This is a genomic window from Streptomyces sp. Tu 3180, assembly GCF_009852415.1.
In the GTDB taxonomy this organism is placed as follows: Bacteria; Actinomycetota; Actinomycetes; order Streptomycetales; family Streptomycetaceae; genus Streptomyces.
In genome coordinates this window covers 8,078,545-8,105,532 of the sequence record NZ_WOXS01000002.1, presented here as the reverse complement: position 1 = coordinate 8,105,532, position 26,988 = coordinate 8,078,545, and the positions used below count along the sequence as shown (strand labels likewise).

The window sequence follows — 26,988 nt, the reverse complement described above, 5'->3', positions numbered from 1 at the left end:
GTCCTGCCGCGTCGGCGGTGGGACCGGGTCGTCTCCCTATGCTCGCGGCATGGTTCAGGTACAGGAACGGCCGGCGCTGCGCCGTGGGCCCGGGGCCGGCCGGCGGGCGGTCCGGGCACTGGCCGTGGCCGCCGTGCTGTGCCAGATTCCTTACCCGCTCGTGTCCGGCCCGGGGCGCGACGTGCTCACCGTCGTCGGCGTGGTGGTCTTCTGCCTGGCGTCCCTCGCGGCCGCCGCGCTGCGGCACGGTGCGCGGGGACCGCTGGTGCTGTTCGCGGTGGCGGGGCTGGGGGGCCTGGCGGTGGAGGCCGTGGGGGTGCGTACGGGGTTTCCGTTCGGCGCCTACCACTACACGGGCTCCCTGGGTCCGAGCGTGGCGGGAGTGCCGGTGGTGGTGCCTCTCGCCTGGGTCATGATGGCCTGGCCCGCCCTGGAGGCGGGACGCGTACTGGCCGGGAGCCGGGGGCGCGCCGGGACGCCCGCGGCCCGCGTGCGCACGGCGGTGGTCGGAGGGTGGGCGCTGGCGTCCTGGGACGTCTTCCTCGACCCGCAGATGATCGACGCCGGTCACTGGATCTGGTCGGACCCCTCCCCGGCGCTCCCCGGCGTGGAGGGCGTGCCGCTGACCAACTTCGCCGGGTGGGCGGCCGTGTCCGTGGTCATGGTCGCCGCCGTGGACGCCGCCTGCGGACGCCTGGTGCGGCGGCCCGCCGGGGACGGCACGCCCGGTGGTCCGGCCGTCGTGCTGTACCTGTGGACCTACGCCTCCTCGGTGCTGGCCTGCCTGGTGTTCTTCGGCCGCCCGCAGGTGGCGCTGGTGGGGGGAGCGCTGATGGGCCTGGTCGCGGTGCCGCTGGCCGTGCGGGTGGCGGGTGCCGCCGGGAGACGGGGGTGAGCCGGTCCGGCTCCGCGCGGAGGGCGGTCGCGGCGGGATCGATGCTGGCGGTCGCCGGTGCCGTGCACAGCGCGTGGAACAGCAGGGCCCTGCGGGTCCCGCCGGCGGATCCGCCGCCGGTGGCCGAGCGGGTGTCCCTCCTGATGCCGGTGCGCAACGAGGCCGGGCGGGTCGGCCCCGCGCTGCGGTCGCTGCTGGCGCAGGAACGTGTGCCCCGGGCAGAGGTCATCGTGCTCGACGACCAGTCCACCGACGACACCGGTGACGTGGTCCGCCGCCTGTGCGGACCGTATCGGCACGCCCGGGTCGTGCGCGGCACGGCACCGGAGCCCGGCCTCCCGGGCAAGGCCCACGCCTGCCACCAGCTCGCGTCGCTCGCGCGGGGCGGCGTGCTGGTCTTCGTGGACGCGGACGTGGTGCTCGCGCCGCACGCGGTGGCGTCCTCGGTGGCCCTGCTGCGCTCGGCCCGGCTCGACCTGGTCTCCCCCTTCCCCCGCCAGGTCGCCGAGGGACCCGCCAACCGGCTCGTCCAGCCGCTGTTGCAGTGGTCGTGGCTCACGGCGTTGCCACTGCGGCGGGCGGAGGTCTCACCGCGGCCGGCGCTGTCCGCGGCCAACGGCCAGTTCCTCGTCGTGGACGCCGCCGCCCTGCGCGGATGCGGCGGCTTCGCCGCGGTCACGGACGAGGTCCTCGAGGACATGGCGCTCGTCCGGGCGCTGAAGCGGGCCGGTGGCCGGGGCGGGATCGTGGACGGCAGCCGCATCGCGATGTGCCGGATGTACGACGACTGGCGCGGTCTGCGTGAGGGGTACGGCAAGTCCCTGTGGACGGCGTTCGGGTCCGGCGGTGGCGCGGCGGCGGTGTGCGCCCTCCTCGTCTGGGCCTATGTGGTGCCCCCGCTGGCGGTGCTGTGGGGGTCGCGCTGGGGGGCGGCCGGATACGCCGCGGCCGTGGCGGGGAGGGCGCTGACCGCGCGGCGCACGGGTGGGCGGTGCTGGCCGGACGCGCTGGCCCACCCGGTGTCCGTGGGACTGCTGGTGGCGCTGACGGCACGGTCCTGGCTCGGTCATCGCCGCTCCACGCTGACGTGGAAGGGCAGACCGCTGCGGGGGAGGCACTGAGATGGCCCGCGTCGCCGTGATCGGTGCCGGTATGGGCGGGCTGGCGGCCGCCGCCCGGCTCGCCCGCCAGGGGCACCGCGTCACCGTGTACGAGCGGGCGGCCGTGTGCGGGGGCAAGCTCGGCACCGTGCGCCGGGACGGTTTCGTCTTCGACACCGGGCCGTCGCTGCTGACCCTGCCCGGGGTCTACCGCCGGCTGTTCGCGGACACCGGCGCGCCCCTGGAGCGGTGCGTACCGCTGAGGCCGGTGGAGCCGGCCTGCAGTTACCGGTTCGCCGACGGGACCCGCCTGGCGATGCCGGGTGACCCGCGCCTGGTGCCCGAGGCGCTGGACGGTGCCCTGGGCGAAGGGGCCGGGGCGCAGTGGGCCCGGCTGCACGCGGCCTCCGGCGAGTTGTGGCGGCTGGTGGGCGAGCGTGTGCTGCGGCGGCCGCTCGGCGGTCCGGCGGAGCTGCTGCGCCGCTCGGTCCGTCCCCGCGACCTGGCCGCTGTCGCCCCCTGGCGCACCCTGCGGGGCACCGGCCGACGGTACCTGCGTGATCCTCGGCTGCGCATGTGGCTGGAGCGCTACGCCACGTACAGCGGCTCCGATCCCCGGCGCGCGCCCGGCGTCCTGGCGGTGGTCCCGTACGTGGAGCAGCACTACGGCACCTGGTACGTGCCCGGCGGTCTGCGCCTGCTGGCCGAGGCCGTGGAGCGGCGCTGCGTCGAGCTGGGGGTGCGGTTCCGCTACGGCTGCGAGATCGCCGCGGTGGAGACCTCGGGCCGGGGCGTCACCGGGGTCCGCCTGGCGGACGGCGGCACGGCGGCGGCGGACGTCGTCGTCTCCGGCGTCGACGCCGCGGTCCTCTACGGACGCCTGGCGGCGGACCGGCGCGGGCGCCGGCCCCTGGCCGCCCTCGCACGTGCCCAGCCCTCGCTGGCCGGGTTCGTTCTGCTGCTCGCGCTGCGCGGGCGGGATCCCCGGACACCGCACCACCGGGTCCTGTTCCCGGCGGACTACGACGCGGAGTTCGACGCCGTCTTCGGCGCCCGGGCTCGTCCCGCCGCCGACCCGACGGTGTACATCAGCGCGCCGGATGACGCCGCGCTGCGTCCCGATGACGCGCACGAGGCGTGGTTCGTGCTGGTCAACGCCCCCCGGCACGCGCCGCGGAAGGCGCCCGGCGCCGTCGACTGGACCGTCCCGGGGCTCAAGGAGTCCTACGTCGAGCGGGTCCTGGACATCATGGCCGACCGCGGCACGGACGTGCGCCGGCGCCTGCTGTGGTACGAGGCCCGCACCCCCTTCGACCTGGAGCACGCGACCGGAAGCCCGGGCGGCGCCATCTACGGCACCTCCTCCAACGGCGCCCGCGCCGCCTTCCTCCGCCCGGCCAACCGCTCTCCCGTCCCCGGGCTCTTCCTCGTCGGCGGGTCCGCCCACCCCGGCGGCGGCCTTCCGCTGGTGGCGCTGTCGGCGGAGATCGCCGCGGCGCAGATCGGCGACGCCTGACTCCGCGGGACCGCTATCGCAGCGCGCGCACCACTCCGGCCCCCAGGTGCAGGAAGCCGACGGCTCCGGCCGCCGTCCAGCACAGCACGCACACCGTCGCCCAGTCCCACCCCGTGCCCGGCGTGCCTTCGGGCAGCAGACCGCTCCCCAGGCACGCGAGCGCGCACAGCACCACCCGCAGCGGCCGTTCGGCGACACTCAGCGCCCCGACCCCGCGCATGCCCGCCGCGTTGGCCCGGGCCCGCACGTACTCGTGCAGCTGAGCCAGCGAGACGGCCGCCAGGCACCAGGCGGCCGGCGCTCCCAGGACGTACAGGACCACGGCGAGCAGCAGGTCCGCCACCCGGTCGGCCAGGGCGTCCACCACGGCGCCCAGCGGGCGGGCCCGGTCGGTGACCGCGGCGACCGCGCCGTCCAGCCCGTCGCACAGGCCGGACAGGACGACGAGGGCGCAGGAGACCAGCGGCCACGGGCCGCCCGCCGCGGCCGGCGCCACGGCGGCGGCGACCGCGAGGGGCCCCGCCAGTGAGAGGAGATCGGGCGGCACGGCACGGAGCGGACGCGTGCGGGCGCAGCGCTGGACCAGCGCCACCCACGTCGAGGTCAGGACGCTGCCGGAAGGGTCATGCCCTCCGTGGAGCTCGGCCCACCGGTCCAGACCGCCGGCGCGGCCGCGCGTCCCGGGCCCGGCGGACGTCCTCCCGCGGAGGTGGAAGCGGGCCCTCGCGACCGCGGGCGCCCCGGACCGCGACCGGGGGGCGGGCCCACCGGGCGGGTCCTCGCCCGGTGGGCGGCTCCTCCGGAAAGGACGGAGCACGGCGAGGAGGGGGCCCGCGCGGCCGTCCAGACAGAGCATCAGCTGGTAGCCGACGAGCAGGACCGCGTGCAGCAGGTACAGCCACAGCCCCAGCGCCACGGTGACCCCGGGGACGGCGAGTCCGCCGAACGGCAGGCTCCAGTCGACCGGAACGGCCAGGAACACCACGAAGCCGCAGAGGAAACCGCACAGGAACGCCCCCGTCACGAACGCGGCCACGACCGTCGCCCGGGAACCGGCGACGCCGACGCCGACGAACCGGAACACCAGGAGCACCTCCGCGGAGAGCAGGAGCCACAGCAGGTGGAAGGCCAGGAAGGCGGACAGGGCAGGACGCCAGCCGCCGGCGTCGGCCAGCCGGGCCAGCGCCGGCCCGGCGTACAGGGCGACGCCGGTGAGGAGCGGGGCCGCCACCAGCGCGGGCACCAGCCCCAGCCTGCCCCGCCAGCCGGTGAACGTGTCGTCCTCCGCCGCCACCGGGGACAACTGCAGGAAGCCCCGGCGCAGCCCTTCCCCGTACACGGTGGCGGGCACCAGCGCGATGGCGAGCGCCGGCCAGGACAGCCGGACCGCCGCCCCGGCCAGGGTGTCCAGCCCGGTCTGCACCCCGTGCCCGTACGGAAGCGCGTCCGCGATCCGCGCCACGGCCTGCCGGGTGCCGTCCGCACCGGTCGCGAACGCGCACAGCCGGAGCAGGACCAGCGCCAGGGAGACGGCGGAGAGCATCCCGAAGAAGGAGATTCCCGCCGCCACCAGGGCCACCTGCCTGCCGTGCAGACCACCGCGCACCTCGCGGACGAGCAGGCGCAGCGCGCCCCGCCTCGTGTGCGTGGCACCAGTGGGCACCGGCGGCTCCTCTGCACGTCTCGCGGGACATACACTTTCGGGGCATATGTCCGCTTTGCGGTGACGATACACAGGACACCGCGCGACACCGGGTACGGGCGCCGTCCGCCACGTCCCTCGAATGCCTCCGGAGGGTCGCCGCGCCCACAGGGCGCTTCTAGCTTCGAGAAACAGCCGCATCGACCGATACGGCCGGACACGACCGGAGCCAGGAGTCCTCTCCGTGACACCCATAGACGCCATGGCCGCTCCTCCCGGAAGAGGCGAGTTCACCGGCACGCTGATCTACACGGTCGGCGAGTACAACATGATCCGGTACTCGCTCGCGGTAGCCGCTTTCGCCATGCTCGCGGGCTTCGTCTACGCGATCTCCACCCGCAACGACGTCTCCCCCCGTTACCGGGGCGCCGGTATCGCCAGCGCCCTGGTGCACGCGGTCGCGTTCCTGGCCTACCTCGCCCTGTCGGTCGACTGGCGGACCTCCTACACACTGCGTGACGGGCTCTACGTGCCCGTCGAGACGTCCGCCTTCGACGGCGGGCTGCGGTACGCCGACTGGAGCGTCACCGTGCCCCTGCTCGCGGTGGAACTGCTGACCGTGTGCGCGGTCGCGGGCAAGCGGCTGTTCACGCTGCGCGCCCTCGCCATCGCGTCGGCCTTCTTGATGATCGTCACGGGCTTCCTCGGCGCGCAGGTCCTCGACGCCGGAACGCGCGTGCTGTGGCTGGCCGTGTGGGCCGCCGTCAGCACGGTGTTCTTCCTCGTCCTGTACGCCGTCCTGGGCAAGGCCGTTCTGGACAGCGTCAGGGAACTGCCCTCCGGCACGTCCACCACGCTGAAGCGGGCGACGATCATGCTGTTCTCCGTCTTCGGCGCCTACCCGCTCATCTACCTGATCCAGCAGTCCGTGGGGGCCGACTCCGACCTGGTCGCCTGGGCGATGGTGACGCAACTCGGTCTGTGCGCCGCCGACATCGTCGCCAAGGTCGGCTTCGGCGCGATGATCCACAAGGTGGCCAAGATGCGCACGGCCGAGGACGTGCGGTCCGGGACCGAGACCCACCCCGAGGAGGTCTGGATCTCCTCGGTCAAACAGGCGGACGCCTGGCCGCCCGTGGCCGCCGCCCTGACCGGGCACAGCGCCCACCCGGAACCCGTACGGGTCGCCGATGGCAACGGGCACCGCTTCCGCTGACCCGTCCGCGCCCCGGGTGCCGCCGGTCGAGGAGGCAGCCCGCCGCCTCCTCGACCGGGTCGGCCGCGTCTCCGTCACCGCGGTTCTGCTCGTCCTGGCGGTGCGGTTCCTGCGCCCCGCGTGGTGGGACGGCCACGCGCTCGCCGTCTTCGTCGTCGGCCTCGCGGCAGGCATCCCGCACGGAGCCGTCGACCACCTGGTTCCCGCCTGGTGCCGAGCCCGCGGAGCGGGCCGGCACCACGGTCCCCTCCTGCTGCTCGGCTACGTCTGCGCCGCCGCGGCCGCCTTCGCCCTCGCCCTGTGGCTGCCGGCTCCCGCTCTGTGCGCGTTCCTGGCCCTGTCGGTGGTGCACTTCGGCCGTGGCGAGACGTGCGTCAACGCGCTGCGCGCCGGGGCGGTCCCCCCGCCGGCCGGGGCGCTGTGCACCGTCGCGTACGGCGCGGTCGTCACCGTGCTGCCACTGGTCCGGCACCCTGACGCGGTCAGGGCCTTCCTGCACGCCCTCGCTCCGGGAACCACCTGGTTGCTCTCCTCCCCCGCCCGCCTGGCCGCAACCGTCCTGATCGCCACCGCGACCACGGCCGCGTGCGTCCTGCTGCTGCGCCGCCGGCACCGCCGCGACGCCGCCGAACTGCTCCTGCTGGCCACGCTCTTCTGGCTGGTGACGCCCTGGGTGGCATTCGCCGTCTACTTCGCCGCCTGGCACTCCCCGCGGCACATCGCCCGTCTCGTCCTGGCCGATCCCGCCAACCGGCCCGCGCTGCTCGCCGGCCGCTTCGGCCGGCCCCTGCGCCGCTTCTGCCGCCAGGGAGCTCTGCCCACCGCCGTGGTCCTGGTCGCCGTCGCCGCCACGGCACACCTGGCCGGGCCGCACCGCCAGGCCCTGGCCACCGCGGGCGTGGCCGTCCTCGCCGCGCTCACCCTGCCCCACCTTCTCGTCGTCGCGCTGCTCGACCGCCACGACGCGTACGGGCCGTCGTCCGCGGTCCGTGCGGCCACCCGGACCCGGCCCGCGCGTACGCCGGCGCCCCCTGCCTGAGACCGCACGTGCCCATGCCCTGCCGCAGCCGCGCTCCGGGCAGGAAGACGAAGAGGTCGTCCCGGGCCGCCCAGCAGGACGGCACGGGCCCGGAGGAACCGAGTCCGCGGCCCCCGCCCGGGGAGCGTCCCGGCGCTGTACGGCGCCGGCGCCTCGGCGTCTCCCAGGCATACTGGAGGAGACGCCCGCCACCGCGGCGGGCTTCCGGGAAGCCTGCCCGGCGAGCGCGTGGTGCGCCTTCCCGAAGGGAGTCACGCATGTACGGCCCGAGCCCTTCGGCCCCCGCGTCCCGGGACGTGCCCGGCCTTTCCGGCGCCCCGACGGGCCACCGCCGGCTCACGTCCCAGGAGGCCCGCCGAGGGAGCGGAAGCCGATGAGCCGGACCGCCGGCGGAGTCACCCGGCTCCCGCGCGTGCGCTTCGACGGCTGGATCGCGGGCACGGGCACCGCCTCCGGCACGCGCATCGTGCTCGGACACTGGCAGCGGTCGCCCTTCGGGGCGTTCAGCGACGTCATGCTGGAAAGCGCGGAGGGAGAGCGGCTGCTGCTGGCCCCCACGCAGGAGACGGCGGACTTCGTCAGCAGTACCTACGTCTTCGACACCGTGCGCGTCGTCCCGGTCGACGTGGGGGTCGGCGACGGCACCTGGACCGTCGCCGCGGGGCCGCTCGAGTTGCGTTTCACCACCGGGCGGCGACGGCTCATGGGGCTCGTGCTGCGCGCCGTCCCCGGCGCGCTCGCCGGCCGTCCGGCGTGGACCGTGCTGACGGACTGGCCGGCCCGCCTGCTCCTGCCGGGAGTGCGCACCCGCGGCAGCGCCGGCGGAGGCCGCCGCGAGTGGTACGGCGCCCGGGATCTGCTGCCGATCCGTGCGGTGTCGGCCGCCTGGGAGGGCGCGGACCTCGGAGGGATGGCGCCCGCCGAACCGCCCGTGCGCTTCGGCTTCGGTTCGACGCCGAGGAATCCCGCCCTCACCCGGATCACGACGACGGTGGAGCTCGGCCCGGAGTGAGGGGCCCGGGCGGGGCGCTCGGCCGCTCCCCGGCGAGGCCCGCGTCACCGGGGAACGTGAACTCGTCTCGCCCTGCCCCCGGCCGCGCGGGACCGGCCGGCCGCTCTCCCGGGCCGGGAGCACTTCGTCAGGGCACGGCGAGGAACGGCGGGAACGCCGCTTTCGCGATACCGCCCTTGGTCACCCTCACCACGGTCTTCGGAGCGCCGACCACACCCTCCGGCAGGGACAGGGTGAGCAGATACACACCCGGTTCCACATGGGCGAAGCCGAACCAGCCCGAGCCGTCGCTGAGCCGGACGGTCTTCTCACCGCCGCCGGTGAGCGGGGCGAGCGTCACCGGAACCTGGTCCAGCGGGCCGCCGCCCCGGAGCAGGAGCCTGCCCGTCACATGCCCGTCCCGGGGCGCCGTCTTCCACGGCATGCCGGGCACCGCCGCCTCGTCCTCGAACGGCGCGTCCTCGCCCTGCGTCAGCGCCTGCACCAGCCTGGCCCGTTCGGCCGCCAGACCGTTGGCCGCCACGTCCTTGCTGGGGGCGGCGTACGAGTAACCGCTCCAGCCGGCCGCGGTGTTGCCCGCCGCGCTGGGCCGCAGCGCCTCCCTGACCTGGCTGAGCGAGTCCGCGACGCCGTTCAGGTACAGCGCGGGTCCGTTGACCGCCTGCCGCCCGCCCTGGTGGTCGGCCAGGAACTCGGACCACTCGGAGAACATCAGCGCCTGGTCCGGATTCCAGTTGCGCTTGTAGTTCATGGCCACGGCGGTGTCCATGATCCCCTCGTCCAGCCATCCCGCCCAGTCCTGCAGGACCTCCGCGTACGTGCGGGTGGCCCGCCAGCCGCCGACCGCCTGCGGCCCGTGCCCGTAGGTGATGGCGTCCATCGACAGGCGGACCCGCGGGTCGACCTCCCAGACACCGAGGTAGATCCTGCGCACCAGATGGGTGACCTGGCTGCGCCGCCAGTCGCTCCAGGCCGTGTCGGACGGGAGGGGTGTGTCCGTGCGGCCCGTCGCCTGCTGGAAGCGGGCGACGGACACGTCGTTGTAGCCCCAGTCGCTGTGGGTGGTGGTGGAACTGCCGTCCGGGTAGCGGACGTAGTCGAGGTTGACGCCGTCCACGTCGTAGTTGCGGACGATGCTCTGGACGCCGCGGACGATGTAGTCGACGGCCGCCGGATGGCCGGGGTCGACATAGGCGTTGGCACCCACCAGTTCCTGGCCGTCGGCCTTCTTGTTGAGCCAGCGGTCGGCGCCGGTGGCGCCCGGGCCGTGCCGGTTGAAGACGTGGTCCGGGGAGCGGGGCGGAGTGCTGCTGTTCCACATGGTGTTGACGTTGACCCAGGCGTGCACCTGCAGTCCGGCCGCGTGCCCCTGCCGGACCACTTCCTCCAGCGGGTCGTAGGGCTCCGGGGCGATCGCGGCGTCGGTGCGCGGGTACAGGGCGTTGTTGCAGAAGCAGTCGTAACGCCGGGCCGTCTGCACGATCAGGACGTTGGCGTTGAGGTCCAACGCGTCCTCGACCAGGGCCGCGACCTGCGCGGGTGTGGAGATGCCCGGGTTGAACGCGTCCACCCAGTAGCTGCGCCACTGGGCCGGCGCCGCCGCGCCGTCGTCGGCGTGGGCGGGCGGCGCGGTGACCGCGCCGAGGAGCAGGCCGAGGCCCGCCGCCAGGGTCGTGAGCACGCGAGGCAAGCGCATGTGAGGTGTCCCCCGTGGAGTTCGTCGGCTGCGGGCGTACGTCGTGGGAAGGCGGTGGGCCCGGACGGCTCCAGGACCTGTCGTTCGGATCATGCCGCAGACGCCCTGCGACCTGATGCGAACGACAGACCCTAGGCGAACGTGGCCCCCCAGGTGGCCGGCCCGACGATGCCGTCCACGCTCAGGCCCCTGCTCGACTGGAAACCGCGGCAGGCGGAGTCGGATCCCGGCCCGTACTGGCCGTCCACGGCGAGGGAGTAGCCGTGTGCGCTGTTCATCCGGTACTGCCAGGTCGCCACGCTGGCGTGCACGAAGGTCGGCGGCTGGCGGAAACTGACTCCGGGATAGGGCAGGGGGCCGCCACCGGGGTTGACCTCGCCGCTGAGCACCCTGGAGTACAGGTTGCCCGGGCAGGCGGTCGCGTGGTGGTCCCGGTGGCCGGTGATGGCCTGCGCGGCGCCGCCCGACACCCGCAGGCGGTTGATGCCGTGGCGGACGGCGTCGATGAGTCCGGCGGTGACGGTGTCGTAGCTGCTGCCGGAGCCGCCGGTCAGCGCACAGACCGCGTACCAGTCGTCGTTGCCCTGCGTGGTGCCCTGGGCGGCGGTGCGGACGTACTCACCGCGGCCCTGGAAGAGGTAGCCGTGCACGCAGGCGAGGTGGCTGTAGGCGATGTCCGACCAGCCGTTGGAGTCCATGTGGAAGTTCTGGATGCCCCGCACCTGGGCGGCGCAGTCGGCGTGATCGGCCTTGGCCACTTTCACGGCGTCGACGTGATGGACGACCACGCCGCCCTGTGCCGGGGTGATGGTGTTGCTGACGCTTCTGGGCGCCCTGGCGCCCCATTGGGAGCGGGTGACGAACGTGGCCATCAGCTCCGCCCTCCTCGGCCCAGGGCGCAGTCGACGGCGGCGTTCAGGGGTTCGGCGTGGGCACCGCGCGCCGCTTCGGGGCCGTGGACGGCGCCGGGGTGGCGGGAGTGCGTGACGACGGGGAGTTCACGGCGTCCCGGCGGAAGGGGGGTGGTGGCACGCGCGGGTCCGGAACATAGGGCGGGCAGCGCGAACGCACCGGCGGCTGCCGCCAGCAGCATCGCGCGGCGAGACGGGCCGTGAGTCAACGGTCCTCCAAGTCGTGGGGAAGTGGGAGCGATTGTCGAATTATTGACAGGTCCCAGTCAATACAGCCGCAGCCGTCCGGTCGCACCCGGCGCACCTGGACACGCACGGCCACAGGCCGGAGGCGGCGCCGTCCTGCCGGCCGACCGGCAGGACGCGCTCGCCGGGGCCGGCCGGACGCGGCGACCGGCGCGAGCACCCCGGCACAACCTGCCGGGCCGGTCGCGCACGAAGGGCCCTTCGGCCGCGGCGGGCGGCGGAGCACTGTCAGTGGGGGGTGGCAGCATCGGGCCCATGACGGACACCACGGCATTCGACTGGCGGTCCTTCCTGCTCGGTTGGAGCGAGGAGTGGGCGGGTTCCCTGCCGGACGGCGAGACGCGGGACGGGGGCGACGAGGCCGCGCGGCAGGCGCGCTGGCTGGGGTTCCCGCCCGCTTCCGAGGAGCGGATCGCGGCCATGGAGGAGCGGCTCGGCCGACGGATGCCCCCGTCGTACCGGGAGTTCCTCGGGGTCAGCGACGGGTGGCGGCACGCGGGCGGGTTCGTGCGGCTGCTGGCGGGGACCGAGGACGCGCACTGGCACGACAACGCGTCGGGGCTCGCGGACATGTTCGAGGAGTACCTGGACGAGGACGCCGGGCCCGAGGAACAGCGGGAGGCGGACCTCTGGCGGCGCGGGCTGCAGCTCGACGTCGAGTCCGACATGACCTACGTCCTCCTGGATCCCGAGGACGTGGACGAGAACGGCGAGTGGGCCGTGTACACGTGGGCGAGCTGGCGGGCCGCGCCACCCGAGCGGCACGCGAACTTCCTCGCGTTCATGCGGGACATGCACCGGGAGTTCCACAGTCTGCGGGCGCACCGGAGCGACGGGGAGCCCGTGTTCGTCAACGGCACGACGCGCAAGCTGGACGCCCTGGTGGAGGAGGCCCGGCTGGAGGCGCTGCGCGGCGGCTGGGAACGGGCCGGGAAGGCGCTGGACGAGGCCAAGGGGTACGGCAGACCGCGGGCCGCCGGACTGGGCGACCAGATACGCCGTCTGCTCGGACAGACCTCCTCGGTGTACTTCGAGGGCCTGGTGACGGACCCGCGGTACGCGCCCGAGCTGCTGCCACCGCTGGTCGCCGAGCACGCGGCGCATTCGTACCGGGACGACTCCACGCTGAGGTTCTCCCTGCGGGGAGCCGACGACGACCTGGTGTCACTGGCCCACGCGCTACTGGATCAGGTGCGGAAGGGCACGTACCGGTACACGGCGGCCGGACCGTTCGGGGAGGCGGTCGAGCGGGCGCGGGAGCTGGCGCGGTGGGGAGACACCGACGGTGCCTGGCGGACGCTGCTCGGCGCGCTGCCCCTGTGGGAGCCGCTGGGGCCGGACCACCTGGCGCCACTGGGGTGGGTGGCCGATCCCCTGCTCGGGCCGCTGCTGACCCCGGAGCGGGGCCGCGAACTGCTGTCCGCGCCGCGGGGCGGGCAGGCGGGCGACGCGCCGAGGCCGACGGCCGGGCTCGATCCGCGCGACCTGGCGTGGCTCGCGGAGCCGGACCCGGGCAACAACCGCACCTCCTACCGGTTCGTCCTGGTGGAAGGGGTGGAGCCGGAGGAGCTGCCCGGACGTCTCGCGGACGGGGACGACACCGTACTGAACGAACCCATGACCCTCTGGGAGGCGCGACACGAACTGCTGCGCAACCGAAGGGAGTTCTCCTCCTACGACGACAGGGCTCTCATGGCGGTCGGCCGGGCCGGCACCGGTTGGAGCTTCGCCTTCGACGACGATCCCGCCCCGTTCGGCCCGCAGCGGTTCGTCTCCCCGGCCGCGGCCGCCAGCGCGGGCACCCGCGCGGTGGTGGTGTGGAGCGGCCTGAGGGCACGGCACGGGGAACCGTTCTTCCACCTCTCGGTGGCGCGGGACGGTGCCGCGCAGTACGCCTTCACGTACGCGGACGGAGAGATCCGCAGAAGCGGGGAGATACCGCGGGCACTGGACCCGAGCCGGTTCTTCGACGGCATGGAGGACGGCGCCGAGACGGAGCGGTCACTGCTGGAAGCGGTGGCCGGGGAGTTCGGCGCCTGTCTGCCGCGTCACGCGATCGTGCACGGGCGGCTGCACACGTTCACCACCCGTTCCTGGACGCGGCCGCCGAGGGACGGCGAGACGTACGCGGTGATCCGGATGCAGTGGGGAGCCGAGCGCCCGGCGGACGGCGGGCGGACGGAGGACGACGCGCCGGAGAGCGGGTGACGGGCGCGAGGACGCCTCGCCCGGTCGGGCCGCTGGGCAGCGAAGCGGACGGCGGCTTCGCTTCCCACGTCGCCCTGTCGGCGCATCCGGCACGGTCGGGAGGATCGTCGTCATTCCGTGAGGAAGCCGCGCCCCCGTCGGCGGGCCCGCGGCCCTTTCGTCACCAGCGCCCAGCGGGCGCTCGCCGGACACGCACCCCTTCCCGGCTGCCGTCGCCGTGGTGGGGGCGGGGCGTCGCGTCCTGAGGGCTCCTCGCCCGGTCCGGCAGCCGCCGCCGCGCTTTCAGCTCCTCCCGGGCCGGAAGCCCCGGAAGCCGAGTCCGCGGGCCTCCCGGCACCGCACTCCCCCGGCCACCGACCCGGCGGTGCGTCCACGCGCCCTCGGCTCGGGCCCGTCCTCCGGATCATTCCGAGGGCGCGGGAGCGCTCACAGCCGGTGCCCCCGCGCGGCGAGCCACCGGTGCACGCTCTCCTTGTCCGCCGGGGTGATGCGGGCCGGGCCGGTGACGTCCGGGCCCTCGTCCTCGTTGAAGCCGGTGTCCGTGATGCGGGCGGTCACCCAGGTCATCAGATCACGTGCGGTCTCCTCCGGCAGCGTGCCGCTGTCCCAGGAAGCACGCACCCGTCGCGCCGCACCGGCGTCGTGCCGTTCCATCTCCTGCAGCCAGACGGGTACCAGCCGGTCCACCACCTGCTGGTCGGTCCCGGAGGTCTCTTGATCATGTGCGGTCATGCCGGCCGGGTTCCCCGATTCCCGCCCGCACAACACCGTCCCGCGGGCCGCGTGCCTCCCGCCCGGAGAAGGCGGGCGCGGGAGAGCCGGGGCTGCCTGGACGGCAGAGCGCCTTCCTCCGCCGCCACCGCGTCGGCCACGCCCTGCCGGCGCTCCCCCGGGCCGGCCGTCAGGGTTTCCCGGTGCGCGGGAAGGAAGCGCTGCGCTCGTCGGCGGGGCGGTACGAGGCTTCGCTCACGCCCGAGGAGAGGGGTCCCTACGCCGACCCGGAGAGCCGGTCGAGCCGGTCGCGGTGGGCGGAGGCCAGGCGGACGCCTTCCGCGGCGAGGTTCTCCTCCAGGTGGTCGATCCGGGCGGTGCCCGGGATGGGGAGGACGACCGGTGAGCGCGCGAGGAGCCAGGCGAGCGCGACCTGCGTGGGGGTGGCGTCGACCTCGGCCGCCACCGCTGCGACCTCCGCCCTCGCCCCCGACTCCCCCCAGGCGACGGGGCGCCACGGCAGGAACGCGATCCCCGCCGCCTCGCAGGCCGCCAGCACGGGCTCGTGCTCGCGGTCGAGCAGGTTGTAGCGGTTCTGCACGCTCGCGACGTCCACGATCTCCCGTACCCGCGCGAGTTCGTCGGCGGTGACCTCGGACAGCCCGATCCGGCCGATCTTGCCCTCGGTCCGCAGGTCCCGCAGCGTACCGAGCTGGTCGGCGAGCGGCGTCCGCGGATCGATGCGGTGCAGCTGGAGCAGCTCGATCCGCTCGACGCGCAGTCGGCGCAGAGCCTGCTCGACCTGGGCGCGCAGGACGGCCGGCCTCCCGTCGAGCCTCCACTCGTCCGAAGGGCCCGACCGGGCGACGCCGACCTTGGTGGTGACGAGCAGCCCGTCCGGGTAGGGGTGCAGGGCTTCGGCCGGCAGTTCCTCGTTGGCTCCGCCGCCGTACAGGTACGCGGTGTCGATCAGATCGACACCCAGCTCGACGGCCCGCCGGGCGACCGCGACAGACGCCTCACGGACCGGGCCCGGCTCCGTCGGCAGGTGCATGGCCCCGAACCCGAGCCGCCGTACCTTCAGGTCCCCGCCGATACGGAACTCAGTCGATGTCACGTGCTGCCGCCCCCTCGTCCACGGGGCAACGCTAACAACGCGGCCGGCCGTCGGCCCACCGACCGGGATCGGCCACCGACCAGGACATCGATCCCCCGGCCGAGGGGACAGGCCCGGGGCCGGTCGTCTGGATCATCCCGGCGTCCGGAGGCCGGCACGGACTCCCCCGGCCCGGACCGGCACCGGCCTTCGTCCGCACCCGCACCCGCTCCCGCACCCGGGGAACGTTCACCGGGGTGCCGGACCCGGTGGTGTCGCGCCGCACCGGGCCGGCGCTCGCCGATTCGCCGGACCCGAGCGCAACGCGACGGTTTCCTGGTGGCTCCGCCTCCGATCGGGCTGCGCCGCCGCCGCGCTGCACGCCTCGTACAGAGCACAGCCCGGGCGGGATGTCCTCCTGTGAATCATGTGCTGTGCGGGCTCGCCGCCCGTGCGGCTCCGCCCGTCGGGTTGGTCGGCCGGATGATCCCGGTCGCGGACGCGGACGTCGCCGAGAGTCCGGCGTGTCGTGCGGATCCCGGTCACGGGCAGGCGACCGCCCTGGCCTCACGGATCGGGGAAAGCGCTGTGCGGCTTGCGTACGCGGGCCTGCTGACCGCCGCCGACGTCGGTCCCGTCGCATCGCCGCATGCCGCGCTCGCCCTGCTCGACGAGGGATCCGGTGACCCGGAACGGGCGTGGCACTTCGCGGCGGATCCAGACGTGGAGCACCGGGTGAAGCCGGCCGCCCGCCCCGGACTCCCGGCCGCCGTACGGGAGATGCCGGCCGCCGATCCGGACGTACGGGTCGTTGCGGAGCTCGCGTCGTGGACGACGGCGGACCTGGCCGCCCGGCTCGCACGGCACCCGCGTGCCGAGGTCCGCCGCGCGGCGGCGGCCGACAAGGCGACACCGCCGTCCACCGTCCTCGAGATGACGGAGCTGGTGCTGCAGAACCCCGCCACGCCCGTCGAGGCCGTCGTCCGGTTCGCCGACCATCCCTCGATGGGGCGTTGTCACGTTGTTGGGTGCGTGCGTGTCTGATGGTGTGTCGGGGTGTGGTGGGCCCGCGGCCCGGGCCTGTGTTCAGGCCGTGGTGGGCCGGCCGGCGCCGGTGACCTGCTCCCGGACAGCGAAGCAGAGGGTGATCTCGACGCGGTGGCCGGAGGCTGTCATCAGGTGGCGGGGCCGGAAGTGCGGTGAGATGCCGCTGAACGCGGGCGGGAACCGCTGCGCCCGCCGGCCGAGCGGAAGCCCTTCCGCCGGGCGGGCCGGTGGCCCTTCTCCGCCCGGTTGCCGAGGTGCTTCGACTGCCGGTGCTCGACGGAGGGCATGACCTCGCGGTGGGCGGCCCGGCAGGAGCGGAGCTCGTCGGTGACGATCACCCGGGGCACCGTGCGCGTCCTCTCGAGCAGCTTACGGAGGAAGCGGCGGGCAGCGGCCCCGTCCCGCCGCTTCTGTATGAGGACGTCGAGCACGCTGCCGTCGGCGTCGACGGCCCGCCGCAGGTACTTCCGCTCTCCGCCGGTCCTGATGAAGACCTCGTCCAGGTGCCATGTGCCGCCGGGCCGGGGCCGCCGTCGGCGCAGGCCGTTCGCGCAGCCCGGCCCGCACTTCGCGCACCAGCGGCGTCATCGTCTCGTGGGAGACGATGACGCCGCGCTCGGGCATCGGTTCCTCGGCCTCGCGGAAGCCGAGCGGGAAGCGGTGGCACAGCCGCACGCAGCGGGAGATGATCTCCACCGGGTACCGGTGGCCCTTGTACGACGGCGGCGCGGACGACCCGAGCGAACCCCTCCCCGGCACGACCAACTCCAAGACCACCCCAGACCGGTCGGCCAACGTGACAACGCCCTTGTCCGGTCCTCACATCAACCCCCGGTCTCAGCTGGCTCATACCGCTTTTCCCCGGGGCGCATGAGCCATCTGACGGCACCGAAAACGAGGCAGTACTCGTCAGCTGCCTCGGAGACCGACCGCCAGCGTCAGTTCGAGGACCCGGTGTGGGGAGGCGAGATCCGGAAACAGTTCCCGCAGCTGCGACATCCGGTACCGGACTGTCTGGGGATGGACGAACAACGCCGCCGCCACCTCCTCGCGCCTGCCCTGGTGCAGCAGCCATGCCCGCAGCGTCTCCTCCAGCCGTCGTGCGGTCGCGTCAGGCAAGGCCAGCAGCGGTGCGAGGGCTCGGGCACGCAGGTCCGCGTACGCGTCCACGTCGGCGCTCAGCACCAGCTCGGGCAGGTGGTCCTCGGTGTCGCGAATGTCAGAGGAGAGGGAGCGCGCGCGTACGGCTCGTGCGTACGACGCGGACGCACGAGTCCATGGCCGGGCCGGGCCGACCACGGCGGTGCGGTCGGTCAGCTGCCTCAAGAGATGTGATCGGTCGGCATCGGGGACGAGCAGCGCGCCGGTGGTGTCCGGCAGATCGTCGAGGACGAGGGTGCTCGGGTCGAGCGCGCGGTAGGCAGGCCGGGCCTGGGCGGCGGGCAGCAGGACCGCGGTCAGCGAAACCGGAGGCTGCCAGCCGGCCCGTTGCGCGGAGGCCAGCAGCACGTCCGGGCTCGCGCCGGCGAGGAGGTCGCGGGCCAGGTGTTCCAGGTGGCGCTCGTGGGCCCTGCCCCGGGCGGCCAGTTCGTCGGCGTGGCCCGCGGCGCTCGCGGCGGAGAGCTCGTCGATGTAGGCGAAGGTCAGCTCGGCGAACTTGGCGACCTCGGCGGCGGGCAGGCCCGCGGGTACGGCACCCGCCGCCAGGCATCGCCAGGCCACGCGGGCACCGACGCGGTAGGCGCTGAGCAGGGCGTCCATCGAACGGCCGTCGCGCACCTCGCCGCGGCCCAGCTCGTAGGCCGCGTCACCGGCGTCGCCGCCCGTGGCGTTCCCGCTCGCGAGGTCCAGGTAGTGCCCCAGGGCGGTGCGGACGGCTCGGCGGATGGTGGCGCCCATGTGGCCCGAAAGGGCGTTGGCGTAGGAAGGGACCTCGTCGATGATCGCCTGGACGACCTCGTCGGCAGTGGTCTTCAGTGTGGCCCGAAGCGCGGTGACCGTCGTCTCATCCAAGGCCAGTTCGCTGACCCTCCGGAGTGCGTGACTCACGTTTTCATTCCCTGCGAACAAATCGATCGACCAGATTCACGTCCTGCGGTCAGGACTTTACGCCTCAAGGCGCAGCAAGCTGGAGTCATGACGAGTACAGCCCTCCGCAGCAGGGCGTGGAAACTGCTGGAGATGGTCACGACGCCGCTCCTGCCGTCGGACTACCTCGACCTGGTCAGCCCGCTGCGGGCGGGCGCTGACCTGCGGGGGCGCATCGAGGCCGTGCACCCCGAGACGAGTGACGCCGCGACCATCGTGATCAGACCGGGACGGGGCTGGCGCGGCCACACAGCCGGCCAGTACGTGCGGATCGGGGTCGACGTCGACGGGGTGCGCCTGTGGCGTGCCTACTCGCTCACCTCTCCGGCGAGCCGTCAGGACGGCCGTCTCACGATCACCGTGAAGGCGATTCCGGACGGCAAAGTCAGCAACCACCTGGTCCGCAGGGTCGAACCGGGCACCGTGATCCAGCTCGACCAGGCGACCGGTGACTTCGTGCTGCCGCAGACCACACCCGCCAAGGTGCTCTACCTGACGGCCGGCAGCGGCATCACCCCCGTGATGGGCATGCTGCGCGACACCGAGTTCGACGACGTCGTCATGGTCCACTGCGCGCCACAGCCGCAGGACGTGATCTTCCGCAGGGAACTGCACGACCTGGTCGCGGACAAGAAGCTGCGGCTCACCGAGGTGCACACCGCCACGGACGGCATGCTCGACATCACCCGTCTCGACGCACTCGTGCCCGACTGGGCCGAGCGCGAGACCTGGGCCTGCGGGCCCACGGGCCTGCTCGACGTCGCCGAGGAGCACTGGAGCGCACACGGCGTCCAGGACCGCCTGCACACCGAACGCTTCCGACCCGGCATCGTCGTCGCCGGTGATGGCGGCGAGGTCACGTTCAGCGCCACCGGCAAGAGTGTCGACGCGGACGGCGCCACGCCGTTGCTCGACGTCGGCGAAGAGGCCGGCGTGCTCATGCCCTCCGGGTGCCGCATGGGCATCTGCTTCGGCTGCACCACGCCGCTCAAGGCGGGCGCCGTCCGAGACCTGCGCACCGGCGAGATCACCGAGGCCGAGCCGGGCGTCCTCATCCAGACCTGCGTGTCCGCCGCGGCGGGCTCCTGCGACATCGAACGGTAGGAACAGTTTGACCGCCATCGACCCCACCGCCCACCTGACCGCGGAGCAGATCGAGGAGCTCGGCCGCGAGCTGGACGCGATCCGCGACGAGGTGATCGCCGGCCGCGGAGAGAAGGACGCCGCGTACATCCGCAAGGTCATCGCGGCGCAGCGCAAGCTCGAGCTGGTCAGCCGGGGCGTGCTGCTGTTCTCGTTCTTCCCGCCCGCGTGGCTGCTCGGCACCGCCGGGCTGTCCGTGGCGAAGATCATGGACAACATGGAGATCGGCCACAACATCCTGCACGGCCAGTGGGACTGGATGCGGGATCCGAAGATCCACTCCACCACCTGGGAATGGGATCACGTCTCGCCGTCCGACCAGTGGAAGCACTCGCACAACGAACTGCACCACAAGTACACGAACGTGATCGGCAAGGACAACGACCTCGGCTACGGCATCATGCGCGTCGACGAGGACCAGAAGTGGCACCCGTTCCACCTCGGCCAGCCGCTGTGGAACTTCCTCAACGCCTGCTTCTTCGAGTACGGCATCGCCGCGTACGACCTGGAGCTCGGCAGGAACCTGAGCAAGCACCGCCGCAAGAACCCGGAGTTCCGCGCGCGGGCCAGGGCCGTCGGCCGCAAGATCCGCAAGCAGGTGCTCAAGGACTACGTGATCCACCCGCTGCTGTCGGGCCCGTCGTTCCTCCCCACGCTCGCCGCCACGTTCACCGCGAACCTGGTGCGCAACCTCTGGTCCCACTCGGTGATCATGTGCGGGCACTTCCCCGAGGGCGTGCAGGTCTTCGAGCGCCGGTCGATCAAGGGCGAGACGCGCGGCCAGTGGTACCTGCGCCAGATGATGGGCTCGGCGAACATCAGCGGCAGCAAGGCCATGCACTTCATGACCGGCAACCTCTCGCACCAGATCGAGCACCACCTGTTCCCGGATCTGCCGAGCAACCGGTACGCCGAGGTCGCGGTGAAGGTGCGCGCGCTGTTCGAGAAGTACGAGCTGGAATACGTCACCGGGCCGCTGCCCAAGCAGGTGTTCTCCGCGTGGCGCAAGGTCTTCCGGCTCTCGCTGCCGAACAAGAAGCCCAAGGTCAAGACGCCGGACCGCGAGCAGGAGCTCCTCGCGGCCTGATTCCCAGTATTGGTTCAGATCTTTCGGCCGTACCGGCGGCACCGCCGGGTTCGGTGAGATCCGTTGCGGACGGTAGGGCAACCACGACGCCGGACCGTACGACACGGGATCCGGAGCAGCTCAGTGTCCGGCTGCGCTGCCTGGACGTGCGCCAGGAGCTCAGCACACGGCCCTGTCCTTGCTGAAAACCTCATCCGCGCAGGTGAGGAGAGGTGGACGGCCTTCGCGATCGATGCTCACGGTACTGTCACGTTGACTGACCGGGTGGGATGATCTTCTGGCTGGTCATGCTGGGAGGGGCCGTTCGTGGACAGCGCGCCGCCGTCGTACAAGGGGCACCGGTACCCGGTCGAGATCATCGCGCACTGTGTGTGGCTGTACCACCGCTTCCCGCTGTCGTTCCGCGAGGTCGAGGAACTGATGCTCGAGCGGGGCGTGTTCGTCTCCCATGAGACAGTCCGCCGTTGGTGCGCCGAGTTCGGGCGGGTCCATGCCGGCGCGCCGCGTCGTCAGCGGCCCCGCCGGGGGACGAACGGCACCTGGACGGGGTCTTCATCAAGATCAACGGAGAAAGGAAGTACCTGTGGCGGGCCGTCGACGCCGACGGCACCGTTCTGGACGTCCTCGTACCGTCTCGCCGGGACAAGGCCGCGGCCCAGCGCTTCTTTCGCAAACCGCTGAAGAGGACCCGCGCGGTGCCACGGGTGATCGTCACGGACAAGCTCCGCTCCTACGGCGCTGCCCACCGAGAGATCACGCCCTCTGCCGAGCACCGTTCACACAAGGGCCTGAACCACCGGGCAGGGAACAGTCATCAGCCCACGCGGCAGCGTGAACGAGCAATGAAAGGCTTTCGTGGCGTCGGCGGAACCCAGCGGTTCCTGGCCCTGTTCAGTGGCATCTCACCCCACTTCCGACCCCGCCGCCACCTGATGACCGCCTCCGGCCACCGAGTCGAGATGACCATCCGCTTCGCCATCTGGGACCAGATCACCCACGCCGCCGGCCGGCCCACCACAGTCCGAATGCACCCGGACCGCGCGGCCACCGCGCCCTGGCACATCATCAGACAACCACGCACTCAACAACGTGACAACGCCCCTACTGCGCCTACCAGTACACGGCCTGATCCCGATGAGTGCGGCGCGCCCCCGCACCCCGGCGTGCGGGGGCGCGGGGGCGCGTCCGTGGTGCGGCACCGTGCGGGGCGGGAGCCCGGTGCCCGTCGAACCCGGTCAGGCGCCGGGCAGGACACCGGTGCGGACGACCTCCGAGTACCAGCGGGCGCTGGCCTTCGGGATGCGCGTACCGGTCGGGTAGTCCACGTAGACGGCACCGAAGCGCTTGCTGTAGCCGTGTGCCCACTCGAAGTTGTCCAGCAGCGACCAGAGGAAGTAGCCGCGCACATCCGCACCGTCCACGATGGCCTCGTGGACGGCGGCCAGATGACCGCGCAGGTAGGCGATCCGGGCGGGATCGTTGACCTGGCCGGCGGGGTCGGCGTAGTCGTCGAACGCGGCGCCGTTCTCCGTGATGACCAGCGGCAGCCTCGGGAAGTCCGACGACAGCCGGCGCAGCAGTTCGTACAGGCCGGTGGGGTCGATGGCCCAGCCCATGGCGGTGGTGTCGCCGGGCGGCTGGTGGAAGGCGACCCGGTCGGCCCCCGGCCAGGGACTGTGTTCGCTCCTGCCGTGTCCGTCGGCGTTGTGCGTGCCGCTGCCGTCGGCCTCCGACACGAGGGTGGGGCTGTAGTAGTTGACGCCGAGGAAGTCCAGCGGCTGACGGATCTGCTCCAGGTCCCCGTCGCGCACGAAGGACCAGTCGGTCAGCGCGGCGGTGTCCTTGAGCAGGTCCTCCGGGTAGGCGCCCTGCAGCATCGGGCCGGTGAAGACCCGGTTGGCGAGCGCGTCGATCCGGCGGACCGCGTCGGCGTCGGCGTCGCTGCCGGTGAGCGGGCGGACGTGGTGGATGTTGAGCGTGACCGAGCACTGGGCGGCGGCGGGGATGCGGTCGCGCAGTGCCTGAACGGCCAGGCCGTGGGCCAGGTTGAGGTGGTGGGCGGCGCGCAGGGCGGCGACCGGGTCGGTGCGGCCGGGCGCGTGCACGCCGGAACCGTAGCCGAGGAAGGCGCTGCACCAGGGCTCGTTGAGGGTGGTCCAGGTCTTCACCCGGTCACCGAGGGCGTCCGCGGCGAGGGCCGCGTACTCCGCGAACCGCTCCGCCGTGGCGCGCTCGGGCCAGCCCCCGGCGTCCTCCAGCTCCTGCGGCAGGTCCCAGTGGTAGAGGGTGGCGACGGGCTGGATCCCCTTGTCCAGCAGTTCGTCGACGAGGCGCCGGTAGAAGTCCAGGCCCTTCTGGACCGCGGGACCGCGGCCGGTGGGCTGGATCCGGGGCCAGGCGAGGGAGAAACGGTAGGCGCCCAGACCGAGTTCGGCCATGAGCGCGACGTCCTCGCGCCAGCGGTGGTAGTGGTCGGTGGCGACGTCACCGGTGTCGCCGTTGCGGACCCGGCCGGGGGTGCGGGCGTAGGTGTCCCAGATGGACGGTGTGCGGCCGTCCTCGGCGGCGGCCCCCTCGATCTGGTAGGAGGCGGTCGCGGAGCCCCAGAGGAAGCCCTTGGGGAAGGTACGGGCGGCGTCCGGGGCGGACGCGGTCTGCTGTGCTGCGGTGACCACGTATGTCCTTTCTGGAGAGGGGCTGTTCGCGGGGGCGCGAAGGCCATGAGGGGTGCGGGTTCGCGCCAGGCCGGCGCGGCGGGTCAGCCCTTGACGGCGCCCGCCATGATGCCGCTGACGATCTGGCGGCCGAAGACGATGAACATCGCCAGCAGGGGCAGCGTGCCGAGCAGCGCGCCCGCCATGATCAGCGACTGGTCGCGGACATAGCCCGCGCTGAGCTGGGTGAGTGCGACGGGGACGGTCGGGTTGGTCATGTCGAGCACCACGAACGGCCAGAAGAAGTCGTTCCACGCGTGCACGAACGTGATCATGAACAGGACCGCCATGGCGGGCCGTGCGACGGGCAGCACGATGCTCCAGAAGATCCGCAGCGAGTGCGCCCCGTCCACACGTCCGGCCTCGACGAGCTCGTCCGGCAGCGCCTCGGACAGGTACTGCCGCATGAAGAAGACCCCGACCGCGCTCACCAGCGTGGGGAAGATGACGGCGGGCAGCTGCTGCGACCAGCCCAGCTCGGACATCATCATGAACAGCGGTACGACACCGAGCTGCGGCGGCACCATCATGGTGCCGATCACCAGCATGAGCAGGACGTTGCGCCCCTTGAACCGCAGCTTGGCGAAAGCGAAGCCGGCGAGCGTCGCGAACATCACCGTGGACAGGGCGATCACCCCGGCCACTACGAGGCTGTTCATCATCGCCTTGCCCAGCGCCGCCTCGTCCCAGGCCCGGGCGAGGTTGCTGAACAGGTTCGGGCCGGGCAGGAACGGCGGCGGTGTCTGGCTGACGCGGGTGTTGTCGGTGGAGGCCGCCACCATCGTCCAGTACAGCGGGAAGATCGACAGCACCGCCATGATGACGAGCAGGACGTAGGCGAGCGGGCCCGCGTGGTGCTGGCGGCCGGCGCGCTGGCGCAGCAGCCGGCGGCCGCCACGACCGGCCGGTTTCTCGACGGAGGTCCGGGCCGGGTCGTCCGTCCGGGCCGGGAGGCTGTGGGTGGTCATGACGACTCCAGGTCAGGACGTACGGGCGCGCAGCCGCTTGATCAGGCGCTGCACGACGAAGACGAGGACGAGCAGCAGGAACATCGCCCAGGCGACGGTCGCCGAGCGGCCCATCTGGTAGTTCTTCCAGCCCTCCTCGTACAGCAGCAGGCCCAGCGTCTGGTACTGGTTGTCCGCGCCGCCGGTGACACCGTTGGGCCCCTGGCCGAAGATCAGCGGTTCGCCGAACAGCTGGGTGGCTCCGATGGTGGAGAGCACGATGGTGAAGACGATGGTGGAGCGGATCCCGGGCACGGTGACGTGGGTGAACTGCTGCCACCGGGAGGCGCCGTCGAGGGAGGCCGCCTCGTACCGGTCGGCGGGATGGCCTGCATGGCGGCCAGGTAGAGCAGCGCGTTGTAGCCGGTCCAGCGCCAGATGACGATGGTGGAGATCGCTACCTGGGCGGGCCATTTGTCGGCCTCCCAGTCCACCGGGTCGATGCCGACCGAGCCGAGCGCCCAGTTGATCATGCCGAAGTCGCGCTCGAAGATCATGGTGAACACCAGGGCCGCGGCGGCGACCGAGGTGGCGTACGGGACCAGCGAGGCGACGCGGAAGAACAGCGACGCACGCATCCGGTAGTTGAGCAGGTGCGCCAGGCCGAGCGCCATCAGCAGCTGCGGCACCGTGGAGATGACGCCGATGGTGATGGTGTTCTGCAGTGCGTTCCAGAACCGTGAGTCGCCCCAGAGCTCGAGGTAGTTGTCGAACGCCACCCACTCCATGACGTCGAGGGTGGCGAGTTCGACCCGGTGCAGGGAGATCCACGAGGTGTAGACGAGGGGGTAGAAGCTGAAAGCGAGGAAGACGACGAAGAACGGCGCGACGAACGCGTACGGCGCGCCCTTGATGTCCAGGCGGTGCAGCAGCGCGCTGCGTCGCCGTGGGGCGCTTCCCTCGCCGTCCGTCTTGCGGGGCGGGCCTGGCGGCTCCTCGCCGGCCAGGGCCTTGGTGGTGGAGGTGGCCACCGGACTTCCTTCCTGAGAGCGGATGTGTGAGCCGGGCCCCGGGCCCGCCCGCCGGCGAAATGCGAGCGAGCCCGGGCGGCCGCGGGGGCGACCGGTCAGCCGACCGCCTTCTCGATGCGCTCCGTGGTGGTCTTCCACGCCTCGTCACGCGAAGTGCCCTGCTCGACCAGGGCCAAGCCCTGGGAGAAGGTGTCCTTGATCGTGCCGTCCTTGCGGCCGAGGACCTGCTTGTCCGGGATCTCCTGGGCGGCGGCGCCGAAGATCTGGCCGATCGGCGCGTTGTTGAAGTACTCCGACGTCGCGTTCTTCACGTCGGCGGCGTCCAGCGCCTTCTGCGAGGACGGGATGTTGCCCAGTTCCTTGAAGATGTGGGCCTGCTGCTCCGGCGCGGTCAGCCAGGCGACGAGCTTCTTGGCCTCCTCCTTCACCGGGCTCTTCTCGATCACGCCGAGGAAGGAACCGCCCCAGTTGGCGCCCTTGGGCGCCCGGGCGACGTCCCACTTGCCCTTGTTCGCCGCACCGGCCTTCTCGCTGATGTGGCTGAGCATCCAGGCCGGGCACACCGCGGTCGCGAACGTGCCGTTGGCGAGCCCGGGGTCCCAACCCGGCTGGAACTGGCGGAGCTTGGCGGAGAGCCCGTCCTCGGCGGCGTCGGCCGCGAGGTTCCAGGCCTCCTTGACGGCCGGGTTCTTGTCGTAGATCAGCTCGCCCTTGTCGTCGTAGTACTGCTCGGGGTAGCCGTAGACCGTGGCGTTGAACAGGCCGCTGGCCGCGTCCATGTACGCCACGCCCTTACCCTTGAAGTCCTTCTTGAAGGTGCGGCCGACCTCGACGTACTTCTTCCAGTCGCCCTCCCACAGCTTGGCGACCTCCTCGCGGTCGGTGGGCAGGCCCGCCTGCTCGAAGTAGTCCTTGCGGTAGCAGACGGCCATCGGGCCGATGTCGGTACCCAGGCCGAGCACCTTGCCGTCCTCGGTGCTGATCTGGGACTCCTTCCAGGGCAGGAAGTGCTCGGTGCCCGCCATGCCGGCGAAGTCCGCGAACTTGTCCGACTGGGTCTCGGTGATCTCCTTGGCCCGGCCGATCTCGATGCCCTGGATGTCCTTCAGACCGTTGCCTGCGGCGAGCCTGGTCTGCAGCGCGGTGTAGTACGTCTGCTCGTCACCGGCGATCTCGGCCTTGATGTCGACATCGGGGTTCTCCTTCTCGTACTGCTCGAGGAGGCCCGTCTCCTTGATGCCCATCACGCCGTACAGGCCCATGGTGATGACGACCTTGCCGTCCTTCTTGCCACCACCGGTGACCGCATCGTCGCTGCTGCTGCAGCCGACGACGAGCGCCAGCGCGCCGGTGGCCGCGACTGTTGCCACCGCCCTCGTGCGCAACGAACCGAAAGTGCCCATGGATTTCCTCCTAGCGACGGCGCTGACACATCGGAGTGACGAGGTCTGCGATGACTACAGCGGCTCTGACGATCAAGTGGGAACGTGCCCAATCAATAGTGGGCACGTTCCCACCGGCGCATCGAAGACTCGTAGTCGAGAGCCGATCTGTCAATAACTTGAAACCAACTCCTCGTCCGGCCCCGCTGTCCGGCACCCGGTTCGAAGACTTGGGGAGTGCTTCGCCCACGGCGGCATCTG

19 protein-coding genes and 3 pseudogenes are annotated in these 26,988 nt (G+C 72.5%); 11 read left to right on the top strand and 11 right to left on the bottom strand.

The window, feature by feature from the left end:
- Positions 1-49 precede the first annotated feature (49 nt).
- From GL259_RS36440 to crtI, 3 genes are read left to right on the top strand one after another with little or no spacing between them, the layout of a single operon-like run.
- Positions 50-895, top strand: a complete 846-nt coding sequence (locus tag GL259_RS36440; protein WP_159537955.1) for a carotenoid biosynthesis protein — start codon at positions 50-52, stop codon at positions 893-895.
- Complete coding sequence (locus GL259_RS36435; protein WP_208026566.1) at positions 892-2,016, top strand: glycosyltransferase; 1,125 nt, start codon at positions 892-894, stop codon at positions 2,014-2,016. The genes GL259_RS36440 and GL259_RS36435 overlap by 4 nt, the downstream gene beginning before the upstream one ends.
- Before the next feature lies 1 nt (position 2,017).
- Positions 2,018-3,511, top strand: a complete 1,494-nt coding sequence (crtI, locus tag GL259_RS36430; protein ID WP_159537953.1) for a phytoene desaturase family protein — start codon at positions 2,018-2,020, stop codon at positions 3,509-3,511.
- 13 nt (positions 3,512-3,524) lie between these two features.
- Here crtI and GL259_RS36425 read toward each other — a convergent pair whose 3' ends face one another.
- Positions 3,525-5,174, bottom strand: a complete 1,650-nt coding sequence (locus tag GL259_RS36425) for a YhjD/YihY/BrkB family envelope integrity protein (protein ID WP_159537951.1) — start codon at positions 5,172-5,174, stop codon at positions 3,525-3,527.
- Between the two features lie 223 nt (positions 5,175-5,397).
- Between GL259_RS36425 and GL259_RS36420 the strand changes: the two genes are divergently transcribed.
- From GL259_RS36420 to GL259_RS36410, 3 genes are all read left to right on the top strand, one after another.
- Entirely contained in the window at positions 5,398-6,369 is a 972-nt protein-coding gene (locus tag GL259_RS36420; RefSeq protein WP_159537949.1) for a bacteriorhodopsin, read from the top strand.
- Complete coding sequence (locus GL259_RS36415) at positions 6,344-7,408, top strand: Brp/Blh family beta-carotene 15,15'-dioxygenase (RefSeq protein ID WP_159537947.1); 1,065 nt, start codon at positions 6,344-6,346, stop codon at positions 7,406-7,408. The genes GL259_RS36420 and GL259_RS36415 overlap by 26 nt, the downstream gene beginning before the upstream one ends.
- Before the next feature lie 373 nt (positions 7,409-7,781).
- A complete protein-coding gene (locus tag GL259_RS36410; RefSeq protein WP_159537945.1) occupies positions 7,782-8,420 on the top strand; it encodes a hypothetical protein in 639 nt (212 codons plus the stop codon).
- Positions 8,421-8,547: 127 nt separating this feature from the next.
- Here the strand turns inward: GL259_RS36410 and GL259_RS36405 are convergent, their stop codons facing one another.
- Together GL259_RS36405 and GL259_RS36400 are read right to left on the bottom strand one after the other, a co-directional pair.
- Positions 8,548-10,116, bottom strand: a complete 1,569-nt coding sequence (locus tag GL259_RS36405) for a family 10 glycosylhydrolase (RefSeq protein ID WP_159537943.1) — start codon at positions 10,114-10,116, stop codon at positions 8,548-8,550.
- 131 nt (positions 10,117-10,247) lie between these two features.
- Positions 10,248-10,988: a peptidoglycan-binding domain-containing protein gene (locus GL259_RS36400; RefSeq protein WP_159537941.1), complete on the bottom strand. Its 741-nt coding sequence runs from the start codon at positions 10,986-10,988 to the stop codon at positions 10,248-10,250.
- A gap of 540 nt (positions 10,989-11,528) precedes the next feature.
- Here GL259_RS36400 and GL259_RS36395 point away from each other — a divergent pair.
- The gene (locus tag GL259_RS36395; RefSeq protein WP_159537939.1) at positions 11,529-13,481 is read left to right on the top strand and encodes an SMI1/KNR4 family protein; all 1,953 of its coding nucleotides are present in this window, start codon (positions 11,529-11,531) and stop codon (positions 13,479-13,481) included.
- A 426-nt stretch (positions 13,482-13,907) separates the two neighbouring features.
- Here the strand turns inward: GL259_RS36395 and GL259_RS36390 are convergent, their stop codons facing one another.
- A complete protein-coding gene (locus tag GL259_RS36390) occupies positions 13,908-14,213 on the bottom strand; it encodes a hypothetical protein (RefSeq protein WP_159537937.1) in 306 nt (101 codons plus the stop codon).
- 256 nt (positions 14,214-14,469) lie between these two features.
- The gene (locus GL259_RS36385; RefSeq protein ID WP_159537935.1) at positions 14,470-15,309 is read right to left on the bottom strand and encodes an aldo/keto reductase; all 840 of its coding nucleotides are present in this window, start codon (positions 15,307-15,309) and stop codon (positions 14,470-14,472) included.
- A gap of 567 nt (positions 15,310-15,876) precedes the next feature.
- Between GL259_RS36385 and GL259_RS36380 the strand changes: the two genes are divergently transcribed.
- Positions 15,877-16,332 carry a hypothetical protein gene (locus tag GL259_RS36380; RefSeq protein WP_159537933.1) on the top strand — a complete coding sequence of 152 codons (456 nt, stop codon included), beginning with the start codon at positions 15,877-15,879 and terminating at the stop codon, positions 16,330-16,332.
- A 42-nt stretch (positions 16,333-16,374) separates the two neighbouring features.
- On the opposite strand, the pseudogene GL259_RS36375 reads toward GL259_RS36380, so the two are convergent.
- Positions 16,375-17,031: pseudogene (locus GL259_RS36375) on the bottom strand (IS6 family transposase).
- Positions 17,032-17,244: 213 nt separating this feature from the next.
- On the bottom strand, positions 17,245-18,384 hold the full coding sequence (locus GL259_RS36370) for a PucR family transcriptional regulator (protein ID WP_159537931.1): 1,140 nt from the start codon (positions 18,382-18,384) through the stop codon (positions 17,245-17,247).
- Between the two features lie 87 nt (positions 18,385-18,471).
- Here GL259_RS36370 and GL259_RS36365 point away from each other — a divergent pair, with 87 nt between their 5' ends.
- From GL259_RS36365 to GL259_RS36355, 3 genes and pseudogenes are all read left to right on the top strand, one after another.
- Positions 18,472-19,527, top strand: coding sequence for a ferredoxin reductase (locus GL259_RS36365; RefSeq protein WP_159537929.1), 1,056 nt, complete (start codon positions 18,472-18,474; stop codon positions 19,525-19,527).
- A gap of 7 nt (positions 19,528-19,534) precedes the next feature.
- Positions 19,535-20,653: an acyl-CoA desaturase gene (locus tag GL259_RS36360; RefSeq protein ID WP_159537927.1), complete on the top strand. Its 1,119-nt coding sequence runs from the start codon at positions 19,535-19,537 to the stop codon at positions 20,651-20,653.
- 306 nt (positions 20,654-20,959) lie between these two features.
- A pseudogene (locus GL259_RS36355) lies at positions 20,960-21,606 on the top strand (IS6 family transposase); the annotation flags it as partial.
- Between the two features lie 282 nt (positions 21,607-21,888).
- Here GL259_RS36355 and GL259_RS36350 read toward each other — a convergent pair.
- From GL259_RS36350 to GL259_RS36335, 4 genes and pseudogenes are all read right to left on the bottom strand, one after another.
- Positions 21,889-23,328 (bottom strand): GH1 family beta-glucosidase, encoded by a 1,440-nt coding sequence (locus tag GL259_RS36350; protein WP_159537925.1) that lies wholly within the window; start codon positions 23,326-23,328, stop codon positions 21,889-21,891.
- 83 nt (positions 23,329-23,411) lie between these two features.
- Positions 23,412-24,335, bottom strand: a complete 924-nt coding sequence (locus tag GL259_RS36345) for a carbohydrate ABC transporter permease (RefSeq protein ID WP_159537923.1) — start codon at positions 24,333-24,335, stop codon at positions 23,412-23,414.
- 12 nt (positions 24,336-24,347) lie between these two features.
- Positions 24,348-25,345: pseudogene (locus GL259_RS36340) on the bottom strand (sugar ABC transporter permease).
- A gap of 95 nt (positions 25,346-25,440) precedes the next feature.
- On the bottom strand, positions 25,441-26,748 hold the full coding sequence (locus GL259_RS36335) for an extracellular solute-binding protein (RefSeq protein WP_159537921.1): 1,308 nt from the start codon (positions 26,746-26,748) through the stop codon (positions 25,441-25,443).
- Positions 26,749-26,988: the final 240 nt, after the last annotated feature.

Bases quoted from the DNA above. Each gene is read 5' to 3' on its own strand.
- crtI (WP_159537953.1), top strand. From the start codon at position 2,018: ATGGCCCGCGTCGCCGTGATCGGTGCCGGTATGGGCGGGCTGGCGGCC.
- GL259_RS36395 (WP_159537939.1), top strand. From the start codon at position 11,529: ATGACGGACACCACGGCATTCGACTGGCGGTCCTTCCTGCTCGGTTGG.
- GL259_RS36365 (WP_159537929.1), top strand. From the start codon at position 18,472: ATGACGAGTACAGCCCTCCGCAGCAGGGCGTGGAAACTGCTGGAGATG.
- GL259_RS36440 (WP_159537955.1), top strand. From the start codon at position 50: ATGGTTCAGGTACAGGAACGGCCGGCGCTGCGCCGTGGGCCCGGGGCC.
- GL259_RS36345 (WP_159537923.1), bottom strand. From the start codon at position 24,335: ATGACCACCCACAGCCTCCCGGCCCGGACGGACGACCCGGCCCGGACC.
- GL259_RS36400 (WP_159537941.1), bottom strand. From the start codon at position 10,988: ATGGCCACGTTCGTCACCCGCTCCCAATGGGGCGCCAGGGCGCCCAGA.
- GL259_RS36390 (WP_159537937.1), bottom strand. From the start codon at position 14,213: ATGACCGCACATGATCAAGAGACCTCCGGGACCGACCAGCAGGTGGTG.
- GL259_RS36410 (WP_159537945.1), top strand. From the start codon at position 7,782: ATGAGCCGGACCGCCGGCGGAGTCACCCGGCTCCCGCGCGTGCGCTTC.
- GL259_RS36415 (WP_159537947.1), top strand. From the start codon at position 6,344: ATGGCAACGGGCACCGCTTCCGCTGACCCGTCCGCGCCCCGGGTGCCG.
- GL259_RS36335 (WP_159537921.1), bottom strand. From the start codon at position 26,748: ATGGGCACTTTCGGTTCGTTGCGCACGAGGGCGGTGGCAACAGTCGCG.
- GL259_RS36405 (WP_159537943.1), bottom strand. From the start codon at position 10,116: ATGCGCTTGCCTCGCGTGCTCACGACCCTGGCGGCGGGCCTCGGCCTG.